Annotated in this window: 12 protein-coding genes and 1 pseudogene; 9 read left to right on the forward strand and 4 right to left on the reverse strand. The window is 70.3% G+C overall.

Going from position 1 to position 16,053, the window contains the following annotated elements; genetic code table 11:
- Window positions 1-3: 3 nt before the first annotated feature.
- Both nrdR and JOC24_RS29965 read left to right on the forward strand, forming a co-directional pair.
- Window positions 4-519 carry a transcriptional regulator NrdR gene (nrdR, locus tag JOC24_RS29960; RefSeq protein WP_205023560.1) on the forward strand — a complete coding sequence of 172 codons (516 nt, stop codon included), beginning with the start codon at window positions 4-6 and terminating at the stop codon, window positions 517-519.
- Window positions 520-670: 151 nt separating this feature from the next.
- A complete protein-coding gene (locus JOC24_RS29965; RefSeq protein ID WP_205023561.1) occupies window positions 671-3,574 on the forward strand; it encodes a vitamin B12-dependent ribonucleotide reductase in 2,904 nt (967 codons plus the stop codon).
- Window positions 3,575-3,701: 127 nt separating this feature from the next.
- Here the strand turns inward: JOC24_RS29965 and JOC24_RS29970 are convergent.
- Together JOC24_RS29970 and JOC24_RS29975 are read right to left on the reverse strand one after the other, a co-directional pair.
- Window positions 3,702-4,281 (reverse strand): annotated as a pseudogene (locus JOC24_RS29970) (dihydrofolate reductase family protein).
- Window positions 4,282-4,323: 42 nt separating this feature from the next.
- Window positions 4,324-4,854 (reverse strand): TerD family protein, encoded by a 531-nt coding sequence (locus JOC24_RS29975; RefSeq protein ID WP_205023562.1) that lies wholly within the window; start codon window positions 4,852-4,854, stop codon window positions 4,324-4,326.
- A 203-nt stretch (window positions 4,855-5,057) separates the two neighbouring features.
- Between JOC24_RS29975 and JOC24_RS29980 the strand changes: the two genes are divergently transcribed.
- The 6 genes from JOC24_RS29980 (at window position 5,058) to JOC24_RS30005 (ending at window position 11,432) form a co-directional block, all read left to right on the forward strand.
- A complete protein-coding gene (locus JOC24_RS29980) occupies window positions 5,058-5,663 on the forward strand; it encodes a YdbC family protein (RefSeq protein WP_205023563.1) in 606 nt (201 codons plus the stop codon).
- A 90-nt stretch (window positions 5,664-5,753) separates the two neighbouring features.
- On the forward strand, window positions 5,754-6,434 hold the full coding sequence (locus JOC24_RS29985; RefSeq protein WP_205023564.1) for a histidine phosphatase family protein: 681 nt from the start codon (window positions 5,754-5,756) through the stop codon (window positions 6,432-6,434).
- A gap of 12 nt (window positions 6,435-6,446) precedes the next feature.
- Window positions 6,447-7,358, forward strand: coding sequence for an ADP-ribosylglycohydrolase family protein (locus tag JOC24_RS29990; RefSeq protein WP_205023565.1), 912 nt, complete (start codon window positions 6,447-6,449; stop codon window positions 7,356-7,358).
- Window positions 7,359-7,632: 274 nt separating this feature from the next.
- A complete protein-coding gene (locus tag JOC24_RS29995; RefSeq protein WP_205023566.1) occupies window positions 7,633-9,435 on the forward strand; it encodes a DUF4153 domain-containing protein in 1,803 nt (600 codons plus the stop codon).
- Between the two features lie 586 nt (window positions 9,436-10,021).
- Window positions 10,022-10,732 (forward strand): ribonuclease HII, encoded by a 711-nt coding sequence (locus tag JOC24_RS30000; protein ID WP_205023567.1) that lies wholly within the window; start codon window positions 10,022-10,024, stop codon window positions 10,730-10,732.
- A gap of 61 nt (window positions 10,733-10,793) precedes the next feature.
- On the forward strand, window positions 10,794-11,432 hold the full coding sequence (locus tag JOC24_RS30005) for a hypothetical protein (RefSeq protein WP_205023568.1): 639 nt from the start codon (window positions 10,794-10,796) through the stop codon (window positions 11,430-11,432).
- Between the two features lie 58 nt (window positions 11,433-11,490).
- On the opposite strand, the gene JOC24_RS30010 is transcribed toward JOC24_RS30005, so the two are convergent.
- Window positions 11,491-12,123, reverse strand: coding sequence for a hypothetical protein (locus JOC24_RS30010; protein ID WP_205023569.1), 633 nt, complete (start codon window positions 12,121-12,123; stop codon window positions 11,491-11,493).
- 216 nt (window positions 12,124-12,339) lie between these two features.
- Entirely contained in the window at window positions 12,340-14,511 is a 2,172-nt protein-coding gene (locus tag JOC24_RS30015; RefSeq protein WP_205023570.1) for a RecQ family ATP-dependent DNA helicase, read from the reverse strand.
- 110 nt (window positions 14,512-14,621) lie between these two features.
- On the opposite strand from JOC24_RS30015, the gene JOC24_RS30020 reads away from it, so the two are divergent.
- Window positions 14,622-15,992, forward strand: coding sequence for a DUF4192 domain-containing protein (locus JOC24_RS30020; RefSeq protein WP_205023571.1), 1,371 nt, complete (start codon window positions 14,622-14,624; stop codon window positions 15,990-15,992).
- The last annotated feature ends 61 nt before the right edge of the window (window positions 15,993-16,053 follow it).

Genomic DNA, 16,053 nt, shown 5'->3' on the forward strand with positions numbered 1-16,053 from the left:
GACATGCACTGCCCCTTCTGCAGGCACCCCGACAGCAGGGTCGTGGACAGCCGCACGACGGACGACGGGACGTCGATCCGGCGGCGTCGGCAGTGCCCCGACTGTTCCCGCCGCTTCACGACGGTGGAGACCTGCTCGCTGATGGTGGTCAAGCGCAGTGGCGTGACCGAACCCTTCAGCCGCACCAAGGTCATCTCGGGAGTACGCAAGGCGTGCCAGGGCCGCCCCGTCACGGAGGACGCCCTGGCGAAGCTCGGCCAGCGGGTCGAGGAGGCCGTGCGGGCCACGGGAAGCGCCGAGCTGACGACACACGACGTGGGTCTCGCCATACTCGGGCCCCTGCAGGAGCTCGACCTGGTCGCGTACCTGCGTTTCGCTTCGGTGTACCGGGCGTTCGACTCGCTCGAGGACTTCGAGACCGCCATCGCCGAGCTCCGTGAGCAGCGGAGCGGAGCGGAGCGGTGCGGGAGTGGCGAGACCCCCGGGGGCCCCGCCCCCGCCGCAGTCGCCACTGATTGACGAACTAAAAGCCGGCCCCCGCAGGGCGGCGGAGGGCGGCACCAGACCTGTTCCGCGACGCCGCGCGTGGCGTCCGGAGCATCAGACACACACTGTGCCCTGGGAAGAACTGGGCACTTCAGGGCGTTTTTGCCCACACATGGGAGGCGGCATGACAGAGACGGCGAGCGGCCCGGCACGAGGTTCCCGCACCAAGGGAGCCAAGTCGACTGCGACCAAGCAGGGCCTGCGCATCGAGCGCATCCACACGACTCCCGGCGTGCATCCGTACGACGAGGTCGCGTGGGAGCGCCGTGACGTCGTCATGACCAACTGGCGCGACGGCTCGATCAACTTCGAGCAGCGTGGCGTCGAGTTCCCCGGCTTCTGGTCGGTGAACGCGGTCAACATCGTCACCAGCAAGTACTTCCGGGGGGCCGTCGGCACGCCGCAGCGCGAGACAGGTCTGCGGCAGCTGATCGACCGGATCGTGAAGACGTACCGGAAGGCCGGCGAGGAACACAGCTACTTCGCTTCCCCCGACGACGCCGAGATCTTCGAGCACGAGCTGGCCTACGCCCTCCTGCACCAGATCTTCAGCTTCAACTCCCCGGTCTGGTTCAACGTCGGAACGCCCCAGCCGCAGCAGGTCTCGGCCTGCTTCATCCTGGCCGTCGACGACTCCATGGAGTCGATCCTCGACTGGTACAAGGAAGAGGGCATGATCTTCAAGGGCGGCTCCGGCGCCGGCCTGAACCTGTCCCGCATCCGCTCCTCCAAGGAACTGCTCTCCTCCGGCGGCAACGCCTCGGGCCCCGTCTCCTTCATGCGCGGCGCCGACGCCTCGGCGGGAACGATCAAGTCCGGTGGCGCCACCCGCCGCGCGGCCAAGATGGTCATCCTCGACGTCGACCACCCCGACATCGAGAACTTCATCGAGACCAAGGTGAAGGAAGAGGAGAAGATCCGCGCCCTGCGTGACGCGGGCTTCGACATGGACCTGGGCGGCGACGACATCACGTCCGTCCAGTACCAGAACGCCAACAACTCGGTCCGCGTGAACGACGAGTTCATGAAGGCCGTCGAGTCCGGCGGGAAGTTCGGACTGCGCGCCCGGATGACCGGTGACGTCATCGAAGAGGTGGAGGCCAAGTCCCTCTTCCGCAAGATGGCAGAAGCGGCCTGGGCCTGTGCCGACCCCGGCATCCAGTACGACGACACCATCAACCAGTGGCACACCTGCCCGGAGTCCGGCCGGATCAACGGCTCGAACCCGTGCAGCGAGTACATGCACCTGGACAACACCTCGTGCAACCTCGCCTCGCTGAACCTGATGAAGTTCCTCAAGGACGACGGCGAGGGACACCAGTCCTTCGAGGTCGAGCGCTTCGCCAAGGTCGTCGAGCTCGTCATCACCGCGATGGACATCTCGATCTGCTTCGCGGACTTCCCGACGCAGAAGATCGGCGAGAACACCCGCGCCTACCGCCAGCTGGGCATCGGCTACGCCAACCTCGGCGCCCTGCTGATGGCCACCGGGCACGCGTACGACAGCGACGGCGGCCGTGCGCTCGCCGGCGCCATCACCTCGCTGATGACGGGCACGTCCTACCGTCGCTCCGCCGAGCTCGCCGCTGTCGTCGGTCCGTACGACGGCTACGCCCGCAACGCAGAGCCGCACCAGCGCGTCATGAAGCAGCACTCGGACGCCAACGCCGTGGCCGTCCACGTCGACGACCTGGACTCGCCGGTCTGGGCCGCCGCCACGGAGGCATGGCAGGACGTGATCCGCCTCGGCGCGAAGAACGGCTTCCGCAACGCCCAGGCCTCGGTCATCGCCCCGACCGGCACCATCGGTCTCGCGATGTCCTGTGACACCACCGGCCTCGAGCCCGACCTCGCCCTGGTCAAGTTCAAGAAGCTCGTCGGCGGCGGTTCGATGCAGATCGTCAACGGCACGGTGCCGCAGGCACTGCGCCGTCTCGGCTACCAGCCGGAGCAGATCGAGGCGATCGTCGCCCACATCGCCGACAACGGCAACGTGGTCGACGCCCCCGCCCTCAGGACCGAGCACTACGAGGTCTTCGACTGCGCCATGGGTGAGCGTTCCATCTCGGCCATGGGGCACGTCCGGATGATGGCGGCCATCCAGCCGTGGATCTCCGGCGCGCTGTCCAAGACGGTGAACCTGCCGGAGACGGCCACCGTCGAAGACGTCGAGGAGGTCTACTTCGAGGCGTGGAAGATGGGCGTCAAGGCGCTCGCGATCTACCGCGACAACTGCAAGGTGGGCCAGCCCCTCTCCGCGAAGACGAAGGAGAAGGAGAAGGAGGCGGTCACCGCCAAGGCCGAGGACACCATTCGCACGGCCGTCGAGAAGGTCGTCGAGTACCGCCCGGTACGCAAGCGTCTGCCCAAGGGCCGTCCCGGCATCACCACCTCCTTCACGGTGGGCGGCGCCGAGGGCTACATGACCGCCAACTCCTACCCGGACGACGGTCTCGGCGAGGTCTTCCTGAAGATGTCCAAGCAGGGCTCCACCCTCGCGGGCATGATGGACGCCTTCTCCATCGCCGTCTCGGTCGGCCTGCAGTACGGCGTGCCGCTGGAGACCTACGTCTCCAAGTTCACCAACATGCGCTTCGAGCCGGCAGGCATGACGGACGACCCGGACGTACGGATGGCACAGTCGATCGTCGACTACATCTTCCGCCGCCTGGCACTCGACTTCCTGCCGTTCGAGACGCGGTCCGCGCTCGGCATCCACTCCGCCGAGGAGCGTCAGCGTCATCTCGACACCGGGTCGTACGAGCCCGACTTCGGGAACGACGAGCTGGACGTGGAGACCCTGGCCCAGTCCGCTCCCGTCGAGCCGCTGAAGGCCGTCGCGTCGCCCGAGAAGGGTGCCGCCGAGAAGCCGGCTCCCCGGGCCGCGCACACATCGGCCGAACTGGTCGAGATGCAGCTGGGCATCAGCGCGGACGCGCCGCTGTGCTTCTCCTGCGGCACGAAGATGCAGCGCGCCGGCTCCTGCTACATCTGCGAGGGCTGCGGCTCCACCAGCGGGTGCAGCTGACACCGGGCGGAGCCGCATCGGACGTGACGTCCGGTGCGGACCGCACGGGCGGCTGACCAGCAGCTCGCGAAGGGGACCGGCCGTCGGCCGGTCCCCTTCGGCGTGCCGTCAGGCCGAACCGTCGTGGTCAGGAGGATTCGCTCCGCGGGCGGCGGTAGTGGAGCAGTACGACGCCGTTGCCGAAGGTGTGGGTGCCGGTGAGCCGGAGAGGCAACGGTGTCACCCCGGACGGCGAGAACAGCGGAGTGCCCCGGCCCAGTACGACCGGATGGACGTACAGCTCGAACTCGTCGATCAGACCCAGGCGCATGAAGGCCGCGGCGAGATCGGCACCGCCGACCAGCATGTCCCCGCCCGGTCGTGCCTGCAGTGCGCGGATGTCCTCGACGACGACGTCGCGTACCACGGTGGTGTTCCAGCCCGCCCGGTCCAGGGTCCTGGAGAACACGAACTTCGGCATGTCCCGCCAGATGGCCGCGAATTCCGCCACCGAGGCCGGGCTCGACGGATCACTGTCCGCGGTCGGCCAGAACCCGGCCATCATCTCGTAGGTGACACGGCCGTCCAGGAAAGCCCCGACCGTTGCTCATCCGCCGGTTGAAGTGACCGTGCACCTCCTCGTCGACGAGGTGCCGGTCCAGCTCTCGGTCCGGTCCCTCGAAGAAGCCGTCGAGGGACACCGACATCATCAGGATGATCTTTCTCATGTGCCCTCGCGGTGGAGTGAGGGGCCGGTGCCCCGCCGGGTGTCAGCCGGACCGGCTCCCCATCATCATGGCGAACGAATCAGGATCGCCGTCGAATCCGCGGACGTCCCCCTTGAAGCCCCAGGAACCCGAGGCGTCCCGGACGAACTCCGCGACGACCGCGGCGGTGGCGGCGGCCACCGCCGAGAAGTCGTCCTCCGCCAGATTCGTGTAGCCCTCGCGGATCTGCACTGCCGTGTGCTCTATCTGGCCGAAGGTCTTGCGGCCGTCGCGCTGCTGGATGGCCACTCCCACGACGACCCTGGAGTAGGCGTCCGACAACCGGTCCAGTTCGAGCGTCATGACCTCGTCGAAGCCGAACCCCTGTCCGGTCCGGCTGTCCCGGTTCAATGTGATGGTTCCGTCCGGCGACCTGCTGTCGAAGTGCACGAGATAGGCGGGGCTGCCGTAGGGGGCGTCCGTCCCGTACGTCGCCGCGATGATGTCGAGGTCGTTGGCGGGCTCGCCGGTGGCGCTGGGGTCCCACTTGACCCTTACTTCGACCTTCTCGATGTCCTTGTTGGGAGTGCTCATCGGACGTGCCTCCTCGCTGCTGGACCGTCGGACCTCTTCCATCCTCAGATCATGTCCGTAACTGTCCGTGGATCCAACCGCGTTGGAATCGGTCGTCGCATTCGGGCCATGGTGTGGCCGGAGTTGTGCGCTATCGGCGCCGACAGGTCCCGGCCGGTCGGGGAGCGTGACCCGCGCCACGCCGGGCGCCGTACGATGGCGCAGTGCTGGTCAAGTGGATTCGCTGCACCGTGGTGGACCGCCGCGGTTTCGAGCGGGGGCAGCGGAAGTGGGCGGGGCTGCTCGATGAGCCGGGATTCCGTACCCAGAGCGGCGGGTGGAGCCGAGGGCGGCCCGACGTCGCCCACGTGTTCGCGTTCTGGGAGAACCGGGTCTTCTACGACTCCTTCATGGCCCGCGGACACGACACCCTGGCCGCGGCGCAGTCCGGTATGTACAAGGACCTGAGTGTCAGCCTCTTCGAGTACCGCTTCGATGTGAAGACCGGTTTCGCGCCGGATTTCACCGACGCGGACGTGGTCAGGGTCGCGCACAGCCGGGTGTACGAGGATCGTGTCGACCACTTCGCGCTGATGCAGCAGCGCGTGTGGAACCCCGCCATGGCCGGTTCCCCCGGCATGCTGCGCGGAGTCTTCGGAGAAGCCCCGGGACACGAGTTCCTGGTGCTGTCCATGTGGCAGTCGAGCGCCGAACGAGGCAAGTACCGGCCCGACAGCGTCGCCCGGCTGTCGGCGCGGGCGGAGACCGAGAAGGACGTCGAATCGCTCACGGGGGACGTGGTGCAGCTCGAACCGTCGTGGACGGTCTGAGCGGGCCCTCCGGTCGTTTCCTCGGTCACATACGCCGGATGGGGCCCGCACAGTTGCTCGAGCGGGCCGGACGCCGTCTAGGGTCGGTACATGGCACGACCGCAACGCATCGTTCTTGTCCGCCACGGCGAGTCCGAGGGCAATGTCGACGACTCGGTCTACGAACGCGAGCCCGACCACGCCCTCAGACTCACGGCGCAGGGCAGGCGTCAGGCGGCGGCGACGGGCTCCGAGCTGCGTGAGACCTTCGGTGACGAGCGTGTCAGTGTCTACGTCTCGCCCTACCGGCGCACTCATGAGACGTTCAGGGCGTTCGGCCTCGAACCGGAGCACGTGCGCGTCAGGGAGGAGCCCCGGCTGCGCGAGCAGGACTGGGGCAACTGGCAGGACCGGGACGACGTCAGGCTGCAGAAGGCCTACCGGGACGCCTACGGGCACTTCTTCTACCGCTTCGCGCAGGGCGAGTCCGGGGCCGATGTGTACGACCGGGTCGACGCCTTCCTGGAGAGCCTCCACCGCAGCTTCGAGGCCCCCGACCATCCGCCGAACGTCCTGCTGGTCACCCACGGCCTGACCATGAGGCTCTTCTGTATGCGCTGGTTCCACTGGTCGGTCGCGGAATTCGAGTCGCTGTCCAATCCCGGAAACGGGGAATCCAGAGTGCTGCTGCTCGGCGAGGACGGCCGCTACACGCTCGACCGGCCCTTCGAGCAGTGGCGCACCCCTGAGCCCTACGGCGTCACCGGTGAGCCGTACGGCATCACCGGATAGAGTGGCGGAGCGATGACCGCTGACTCTGCTACCGACCGCTTCGAACGCGCTCTGGCCAGCCTGCGTGGACTGTCCGTGGGGGATGCCCTCGGCTCCCAGTTCTTCGTCCCGGCCAATTACCCCCTGCTCAAGAGCCGTGACCTGCCGCCCGACGGCTGGCAGTGGACCGACGACACCGAGATGGCCTGCTCCGTGCTGTCCGTGCTGGCCGCCCACGAGCGGATCGACCAGGACGCGCTCGCCCGCTCCTTCGCCCACCACCACGACTTCGACCGGGGCTACGGGCCCGCGGTCAACCGGCTGCTCAGGCTGGTGAGAGAAGGCGGCGACTGGCGGGAGCTGGCTTCGGCCCTCTTCCAGGGGCAGGGGTCCTGGGGCAACGGTTCGGCGATGCGCATCGCGCCGCTGGGCGCCTGGTACGCGAACGACCCCGAGCAGGCCACCCACCAGGCGGAGATCTCCTCGTACACCACCCATCAGCACCGCGAAGCCGTCGTCGGGGCGATGGCGGTCGCGGCCGCCGCCGCTCTCGTCGCCGCACCGGGAGGGCCGCCGACACCGGAGGACCTGATCGACGGCGTCGTCGCCCTCGTACCGCGCAGTGCTGTCGGCGCCGGGCTGCGCAGGGCGCGCGACATGCTCGACTACCGGGACGCCGGGACGGTCGCGGCGGTGCTCGGCAACGGCCGCCGTACGAGTGCGCACGACACGGTCCCGTTCGCGCTCTGGTCCGCGGCGCGGAGCCTCGGCGACTTCGAGCAGGCCTTCTGGGTGACGGCGCAGGCGGGAGGCGACGTGGACACCACCTGCGCCATCGTCGGCGGAATCGTCGCGGCGGAGCCGGCCGGTGCCCCTCCGGCGGACTGGCTGGCCCGGACGGAGCAGCTCCCGCCCTGGGTCCCTCTCGCTCCGGTGCGCGGCTGAGGTGGCGCGGGACCCGCGGGCGCGGCTGACGTACTGCGGGGCCCGTGGGCGCAGCTGACGCGCGTCGGGGTCCGTGGGCCATGCCCCGGTATCGACAGGTTCACTGTCACGGTCCTGCCACAGCAGGGAACGTGACCGCCCGGACAGCCGGAACGGAACTTACTCTTTCGGCCACGACGCCCTCATCGATCTTGGTGGGCGCGCGCCTAGAGACGCCGGGGCCGTCGTGCCGCGATGTGGCCGTGCGAGCGGACCTCGGTGGGGGAGGGGTCCCATGTCCGATCAGTCGTCCGATGCGTCCAGCAGGCCCGAGACGTCGGCGGAGTCCCGTGACGTGACGGAATCCGCGTCCGGCACGGCACCTGAGGCGGTGAGCGAGGCGCCGCCCGGAGGTGGCGGCCGGGCGAAGGCCGCCGGGGAGCGGTCGGCTGCGGGCAAGGAGCTCGCACTTACGTCCACTCCGCCGGTTCCACCGCAGAACGCCGGACCGGACGTGCCGAAGGTGCCCGCCTATCTCGGGGCGCCGCCCGGGGACGTCTGGCAGAAGCGGAGACAGCAGCCGCCGCCCGGTGTGCTCTCACGGCTGCGGGCCGCGTCCCCGCCCGCGATCGGACCGGGCACACTCTGGTCGGCCTTCGCCACAGCACTGCTCAGCGCCCTGCTGCTCGGCGACGGCCTTGGGCCCAACCTGCTGATCGTGGCCCTGCCCGCAGCCCTGGGCGCCTTCTTCGCCGCGCGCTCCGCACGGCGCCGGCTGCGGCCCTGGACCGCCGTCTGGGCGGTGGGCGGTCTGGCGCTCCTGGCGGTCCCGGCGCTCCGGGCAGCAGGATGGCCGGTCTTCCTGGCAGTCGTCTCGGCCCTCGCCCTGGGCTCGCTCGCCCTGCACGGAAGCCGCAGCTGGCAGGGGGTGCTGCTCGGTTCGGTGGGGCTGTTCCCCTCGGCCTCGGCGGGCGTGCGCTGGGGATGGCAGGGGGTACGCGCCCGAGCGGACGACTCCCGGGGCCGGGTGCGCACCGTCGTGCGCAGCACTGCGGTGGCCGTGGTGCTGCTCATCGTGTTCGGCGCGCTCTTCGCCTCGGCGGACGCGGCATTCGCCGACCTGCTGGGCAGCCTCACCCCCGACGCGTCGGTCGGTGACAGCCCCTGGCGCGTGTTCCTCTTCGCACTGGGGCTCGTCGGAGCACTGGCCACCGCGTACAGTGCCGCCGCGCCGGTGCGCTGGGACGGCATCACCATCCGGCCGGGCAAGGCCAGGAACAGGGCCGAGTGGGCGCTCCCGCTGATCGTTCTCAACCTGCTCTTCGCCGCCTTCATCACGCTGCAGCTCGTCGTCCTCCTCGGCGGGTACGACAAAGTGCTGGAGGAGACGGGGCTGACCCCCGCCGCGTACGCCCGCCAGGGCTTCTGGCAGCTCCTCTGGGCCACGGTGCTGACCCTGATCGTCATCGCACTCGCCCTGCGCTGGGCCCCGAGGGGCGGACCGCACGACCGGACCCTGGTCCGGAGCGTCCTCGGTGTCCTGTGCGTCCTCACACTCGTCGTCGTGGCCTCCGCGCTGCGCCGCATGGACCTCTACGTGGACGCCTTCGGTCTGACCCGGTTGCGGATCTCCGTGGCCGCCGTGGAGCTCTGGCTCGGGGTGGTGCTGGTCCTGATCCTCGCTGCCGGTGTCTTCGGAGCCAGACTGCTGCCGCGCGCCATCGCCGTGAGCGCCGCCGTCGGCGTGCTCGCCTTCGGCCTGGTCTCGCCGGACGGACTGATCGCCGAACAGAGCGTCCAGCGGCACCGCAGTGAAAGGCCGATCGACATCGAATACCTCAAGGGGCTCTCCGCTGATGCCGTACCGGCCCTGAACACGCTGCCCGAACCGCTGAGGTCGTGTGCCCTGGAGAACCTCGATCGCGACCTCAGGGTCATGGACGCTCCGTGGTACGCCTCCAGCTGGGGCGAAGTCAGGGCCCGGGACATCCTGGAGAAGCATCCCGTACAGAACCACGGGACCGAGTGCTACCGCCAAGGCCAGGGAACCGGCGAGCGCGAGGGGTACGAGGAGGACCACTCGTACGATCCGTACTGACCCCTCACCCGTACCGAGCAGGCCGGGCTTTCACCTGTGCTGAGGGGCGTCCCGTCGTGAAGCCGGCCGCCCCGGGCGGCCCGGCCTGCGACGACCCGCGGGCCCGGCTGCGGCTGTGTGCGCGTCGTGTGGGCCGCCTCTGGGGAGGCGGCCCACACGGTTCCGCCCGGGCCGGCCCCCGTACGTGCCTCCGATGGCTTCCTCACCGCGCCGGCTCAGGCCTTGGGCATCCCGAACACCTGGTGGTGGTTCGACGGCGTTCGGGAACGCCGCCCGGCCGACGACGCCGGTGCCACGTGCCGCCCCCCGACCTGCCGTGGCATGCGTCCGACGTGCAACTGCCGAAGCCGCCGGGCGAGTTCGCTGCCGACTGAGGACCGGCGTGCGGACGTGAGGAGAGGGACAGGGCTGTCACCTGCCCGATCCGGCCGGGCCCCGGCCGCACTCGCGCCGCTTCGGGCGCCGAGCGGGCTTCCGCCGCGCACCGGCTCCGGGCGCCCCGGACGAGGTCGGGCCGGTGCCGAAACCGCCGGACGGCACCCCGGGGTGTTCTTGCCGTCCCCATCGGCGTAACCTGGCAGGCGCCATGCCGTACGAACCACCCACGCACACCGTCGAGCGCTCACTGCGCGCTACGTCCGGTGCCAGGACCGTCGCAGGTGTCGATGAGGTCGGACGCGGAGCGTGGGCCGGCCCCGTCACCGTGTGCGCGGCCGTCACCGGTCTCCGTAGACCTCCTGAGGGCCTGACCGACTCCAAGCTGATCAGCCCCAAGCGCCGGGCGGAACTCGCCCCCGTGCTCGAGAAGTGGGTCACGGCCTACGGACTGGGGCACGCGTCACCGCTGGAGATCGACGATCTCGGCATGACCGCGGCTCTTCGTCTTGCGGCTGTCAGGGCGCTCGAGGCGCTGCCGGTGCGACCCGACGCCGTGATCCTCGACGGCAAGCACGATTACCTCGGACCGCCCTGGAACGTCCGCACCGTGATCAAGGGTGACCAGTCCTGCATCGCCGTCGCGGCGGCCTCGGTGATCGCCAAGGTCCGACGGGACACGATGATGGGCGAACTGGGCGCGGACACGGGGCAGTACGCAGACTTCGCCTTCGGCGCGAACGCCGGTTATCCGTCGCCGGTGCACCGGGCCGCGCTGGAGGAGCGTGGGCCTACGCCTCACCATCGCCTCAGCTGGGCCTACCTCGACGCGCTGCCCAAGTGGCAGCACCTGAAGAAGGTCCGGTTCTCCGCGGAGGCGGCGGCACTGGAAAGCGGGGGCCAGCTCGGCTTCGATTTCTGATCGCCCAGGCGTACCCACCACCCGCCGGCGTTTTCGCGTCGGCTGTGACAGACCACCATTCATGCCTCTCATCATCGAGGAGCCTCAGATTACCGAGAGCGCCCAGGGTCCCCGCGTCACTCCGGCCGCCGGCCGCACCGCGCCGACCCCCCGTCCTGTACCCGGCCCGCGTTCCGCGGCCACACCGCGCCCCGGAAACCCGGGCCGCGGCCCCGCGCGGCCCGCACCCCCGGCGCCGCGCCCGCACACCACACCCAGCACCCCCGCTGCCCCGGCTCCCGCCGTGCGGAAGGTGCCCGAACAGGGTTCCACCGCGCAGTTCCAGCTCATTCCGTCCTCGGCCGACGGTGCGGTCGACGCTGCCGAGGAGACCGTCGACCTGTTGCTCGACTCCGGCCGGGCACCTGGGGACATCCTGGTGCTCACCACCGGCGAACAGCACCCCTGGGCCGCGCACGAACTCTCCTTCGGAGAGGCGACGTACTGGGCCCAGCACGACGCGGGTGACGACGTGTTCTTCGCCCGCACGGCCGACGCGGGCCGTTGCGCCTCTCGTTCAGTGATCGTCGTCGCGGTGAACAGCGATCTCGACGACGCCGCTGCCCGTGCGCTGACAGGCCTACGGGAGCGCGTCGGCGCCCTGCTGATCGTGTGCGGGGACCCGCAGAAGATCAACTCGGCGCTCGGTGCCGGGGTCTGACGATATGTCCGTGGGGTCCCGGGCGTCCGTGAGGACGTCCGGGACCCCACGTCCCGTTTCAGCGGGCTGCGCTTCGTCTCAGTGCCTCGGCCGCCCCGCCCCCGGTGCGCAGCGGGACGGGATCGGGGTCGGTGGAGGTGTCCGCCAGCGCCGACGGCCTGGACAGCAGAGTCGGACTGCGGCCGCCCCGGCCTTCGCCGAGGACCTGCCAGCCTCCACGCGTCAGGGTGATGTAGGCCCCGCACCGAAGGCCGTGCAGCGTGCAGGCGTCTCTCAGCCCCCACATCCACGCCCCGTCCTCCTCCGTCCAACGCTCGTCGCCCTCACGGCAGTAGAGCAGGACCGCGGTACGCACCGGGGTGCGGCGCCGCAGATCGTGCGGGATCACACGGCGCAGATGTGCGAGCAGGGCGTTGCGGAACTCCCAGCCGTCCGTGGCGACGGTGGACCGCCGGGCGAAGGAGGCGCTGGCCGTGAGGCGTTCCTCATGGTCGAGGACGGCGATGACCGCGGTGGCGGGAGTCGGGCGGTGCCGCGAGTGAAGGCCGCTGACCACCTCACGCGGACTGCGCAGCAGAGGTATGCCCGCCGCAGCCCACTCGGCTGGTTCGAGCATTCTGGCAACATGGCTGACGGAGCCTGCGGACGCCGACAGAGATGTGGCTGCGGACGGAGCGAATCCGAAGGTCACGGTCCTCCCTTCGCTACGCGCCCACGGTGCGGGCAGGGTGGAATGAGGGCGCGCCGCGGCACAGCCCTTCCGGGCCCGCGAAGAGACCGTGCGGGGAGCGACTCCAATTCTTCCTGTCGTTCCGGCGGGCGGCAACGAGCAATTGGGGCGGCTGACGGATATCTGACGGAATGACACGGATATCCTGCCCCGTTCGGCGACGAACGATGCCGTCCGTCATGCCTGGACCGCGAGGACCAGGGGAAACACCTGCTCCGCTCCCGCACGCCGGAGCAGCCTTGCCGCGACGGCCAGGGTCCACCCGCTGTCGGACAGATCGTCCACGAGCAGGACGGGTCCGCCCGCGGCCGTCAGTGCCTCAGCCAGTGCGGGCTCCACGACGAGCGCCTCGTGCAACGCCTTCACCCGCTGCGCACTGTTGGTCCGGGAAACCAGCAGTTCCTCGCTCCCCGGAGCGTAGGCGACCGTCCCCAGCAGCGGCATCTGTCCGACCTCCGCGATACGGCTCCCGAGAGAGTGGACCAGTCGCGGTCTGCGGCGTGAGGCGACCGTCACGACACCCACCGGCCGAGGCGCTGCGTCCGGTGCCCCGGTCGCCCAGCCCCCTGGACCCTTCGCCCAGTCGGTGATGACCGTGACCACCGCGCCGGACACGTCGTCCGGGACCGTGCCGTCCTGCGCCTGCGCCGCGAGCATCGGACGGAGCCTGTTGCCCCAGCCGATGTCCGAAAGCCTGCCGAGCGCCCTGCCGGGAAGCGCCAGTTCGCCCGCGGGGATGCGACCCTTGAGGTCGACCCCCACCGCGGAGAGCCCCGTGGGCCACATCTTGCGCGGCTCCACCTCGACCCCTGGCCTTCCGAGTTCGCCGCGCGCTCCGTCGAGGGCGGCGGTGGAGACCTTGTCGTCGAATCGCGCGCCCGCGCAGTTGTCGCAGCGGCCGCAGGCGGTGGCCTCCTCGTCGTCCAGCTGACGCCTGAGGAACTCCATGCGGCAGCCGGTTCCGGACGCGTAGTCGCGCATGGCCTGCTGTTCGGCGGCCCGCTGCCGCGCGACCCAGGCGTAGCGCTCCGAGTCGTACGCCCAGGGTTCGCCGGTGGAGATCCAGCCGCCCTTCACCCGCTTCACCGCCCCGTCGACGTCCAGCACCTTGAGCATCGTCTCGAGACGGGTGCGCCGCAGGTCGACCAGCGGTTCCATGGCGGGTAGCGACAGGGGCCGCCCTGCCTGGGCGAGGACATCGAGTGTGCGCCGGACCTGCTCCTCCGGAGGGAAGGCGACCGAGGCGAAGTACTGCCAGATGGCTTCGTCCTCCTTGCCCGGGAGCAGCAGGACCTCGGCGTGCTCGACTCCACGTCCCGCGCGCCCCACCTGCTGGTAGTAGGCGATGGGCGATGACGGCGATCCCACATGCACGACGAAGCCGAGGTCCGGCTTGTCGAAGCCCATGCCGAGCGCGGACGTGGCCACCAGGGCCTTGACCCGGTTGGCCAGGAGATCGTCCTCGGCCTGCTGCCGGTCGGCGTTCTCCGTCCGCCCGGTGTACGACGTGACCTGATGCCCGCACTGGCGGAGGTAGGCCGTGATCTCCTCGGCCGCGGCGACCGTGAGGGTGTAGATGATGCCCGAGCCCGGCAGCTCTCCGAGATGGTCGCCCAGCCAGGCCAGACGATGTGCGGCATTGGGCAGTTGGAGTACCCCGAGACTGAGGCTCTCCCGGTCCAGCGGCCCCCGCAGCACCAGTGCGTCCGTGCCGGCCCCCGTGCCGAGCTGCTCCGCGACGTCCGCGGTCACACGGGCATTGGCGGTGGCCGTCGTGGCGAGCACGGGAACGCCTGCGGGGAGGTCGGCCAGCATGGTCCGCAGCCGTCGGTAGTCCGGCCGGAAGTCGTGGCCCCAGTCGGAGATGCAGTGTGCCTCGTCGACCACCAGCAGACCCGTCGCGGCGGCAAGGCGCGGCAGCACCTGGTCCCGGAAGTCGGGATTGTTGAGCCGCTCCGGACTGACCAGCAGCACATCCACCTCGCCCGCCGCCACCTCGGCCTGGACCGTGTCCCACTCCTCGGTGTTGGAGGAATTGATGGTGCGGGCACTGATACCCGCCCGGGCCGCCGCCGCCACCTGGTTGCGCATCAGCGCGAGCAGGGGCGAGACGATGACCGTCGGCCCGCTGCCCCGTGCGCGCAGCAGCGACGTCGCGACGAAGTACACGGCGGACTTGCCCCACCCCGTCCGCTGGACGACCAGGGCTCTGCGCTTGTCGGCTACGAGGGCCTCGATGGCCCGCCACTGGTCCTCGCGCAGCCGGGCGGCGCCGGTCGTGTCCCCGACCAGGCGGGCGAGTACGGAATCGGCGGAGGCTCTGAGCTCTGCGCGGTCTGCGTTGGTCATGCCCCCATGCAACCCGATGGGTACGACAAACCGCGAACGGTGGCAGGTGCCTGTGGATAAAGTTATCCACAGGGGTCGCGGAAATCGGCGGCCCACGGGACCGTCAGGGCATGAACAGGCACGACGAAACCACCGGACCGTCCGACGCGCAGCAGATCACCCTGCGCGGTCCCGCCGAACTTGCCGACGCTCTTCCGTATCTGATGGGTTTCCATCCGAACGACAGCGTGGTCATGGTGGCCCTGCACGGTGGCCGGGGCCGCTTCGGCGGCCGGCTCAGGCTGGGCATCCCGCACGAGCCCGAGGAGTGGGCACCGGTCGCCGACCAACTGGCGCAATGCCTGATCGCGGGGAGTGAGAAGCACGAATCCCGCCCTGACGCCATCATCGTCTTCCTCTGCCAGGACCCTGCCGCAGGAGAGAGCGCCCCGCAGGTCATGGAACGGCTGCGGCCGCTCGCGCAGCTGCTGCGCACGGCCTGCGGCGCGCTCGACGTCCCCGTGCTCGAAGCGCTGTGCATCTCCGACGGCCGTTACTGGTCCTACTGCTGCCCCGATGACCGCTGCTGCCCGGTCGAGGGCAATCCGCTCGCGCTACCGGGGACGACGGTGATGGCGGCCGCAGCGGCGTACGCCGGCGTCCAGGTGCGTGGATCGCTGCGGGACATGGAGGCAGGGCTCACACCATGGAAATCACCGGCGGCACAGGAGCAGGAGCGCGTCCTGGATTCGGCGGGGGCAGTGCTCGTGTCCCGCATCCTCGACGTCGACGGGCGCGGTGAGGTGGCGCGCGAGACCCTTGCGCTCGCCCGTGACCTCATGGAACGCCTCCGGAGCGCGCCGGCCGCAGGTGCCGGAGGCGAGGACAGCCGTGACGACGCCCTGATCACCGCCGACGAGGCGGCGGCTGTGATTCTCGGCCTCCAGGACCGTGAGACCAGGGACCGGGCCGCAGAGTGGATGGAGGGCCGCGAAGGCGGATCGGCGTTGAGGCTGTGGCGCGCTCTCGCCCGCCGGTGTGTCGGCCCGTACGTGGAACACGCCGCGGCGCCGCTCACACTGGCCGGGTGGGTCTCGTGGTCCACCGGCGACGAGGCGGGCGCCAGGGTCGCGCTGGGCCTGGCCCTGCGGGCCGACCCCGACTACACGTTCGCTCAACTGCTCCATCAAGCATGTAATCAGGGGCTGGACCCGGAAACGCTGCGCCGCTGTCTCCGCGGGGAGCGCAGCCTGCGCGGCGGCGGAAGCGACAGCACCACGGCGGAACGGGGCGGCCTACGTCCGGAGCGGGGCACCTCGCCGCGGCCCGTGCGTGCGCCGGCCGCGCCGGGGTCGAGGCACTCATCGACCGGCAGGCGGAAGCGGAGCGCGACGCAGCGGCCGTCGCCACGAGCCGCCTCCCGCGCCGGCACGGAGGCCGGCCGGGGGCGGGCCCGTGACACCCGACGGCGTGGCCACCGTGGCGCCCGGAGCGGCGATTGACGAGGTGCGGCCCGCGGGGCGGACGACACTCCTACCCCGGTGCGACCGCACCTCGAGGGGA

Source organism: Streptomyces sp. HB132, from assembly GCF_016909575.1.
Lineage (GTDB): Bacteria > Actinomycetota > Actinomycetes > Streptomycetales > Streptomycetaceae > Streptomyces.

What these genes read in the sequence shown, in the direction of transcription:
- nrdR (WP_205023560.1), top strand. Translation starts at nt 4, where the DNA reads ATGCACTGCCCCTTCTGCAGGCACCCCGACAGCAGGGTCGTGGACAGC.
- JOC24_RS29965 (WP_205023561.1), top strand. Translation starts at nt 671, where the DNA reads ATGACAGAGACGGCGAGCGGCCCGGCACGAGGTTCCCGCACCAAGGGA.
- JOC24_RS29975 (WP_205023562.1), bottom strand. Translation starts at nt 4,854, where the DNA reads ATGAGCACTCCCAACAAGGACATCGAGAAGGTCGAAGTAAGGGTCAAG.
- JOC24_RS29985 (WP_205023564.1), top strand. Translation starts at nt 5,754, where the DNA reads ATGGCACGACCGCAACGCATCGTTCTTGTCCGCCACGGCGAGTCCGAG.
- JOC24_RS29990 (WP_205023565.1), top strand. Translation starts at nt 6,447, where the DNA reads ATGACCGCTGACTCTGCTACCGACCGCTTCGAACGCGCTCTGGCCAGC.
- JOC24_RS29995 (WP_205023566.1), top strand. Translation starts at nt 7,633, where the DNA reads ATGTCCGATCAGTCGTCCGATGCGTCCAGCAGGCCCGAGACGTCGGCG.
- JOC24_RS30000 (WP_205023567.1), top strand. Translation starts at nt 10,022, where the DNA reads ATGCCGTACGAACCACCCACGCACACCGTCGAGCGCTCACTGCGCGCT.
- JOC24_RS30005 (WP_205023568.1), top strand. Translation starts at nt 10,794, where the DNA reads ATGCCTCTCATCATCGAGGAGCCTCAGATTACCGAGAGCGCCCAGGGT.
- JOC24_RS30015 (WP_205023570.1), bottom strand. Translation starts at nt 14,511, where the DNA reads ATGACCAACGCAGACCGCGCAGAGCTCAGAGCCTCCGCCGATTCCGTA.
- JOC24_RS30020 (WP_205023571.1), top strand. Translation starts at nt 14,622, where the DNA reads ATGAACAGGCACGACGAAACCACCGGACCGTCCGACGCGCAGCAGATC.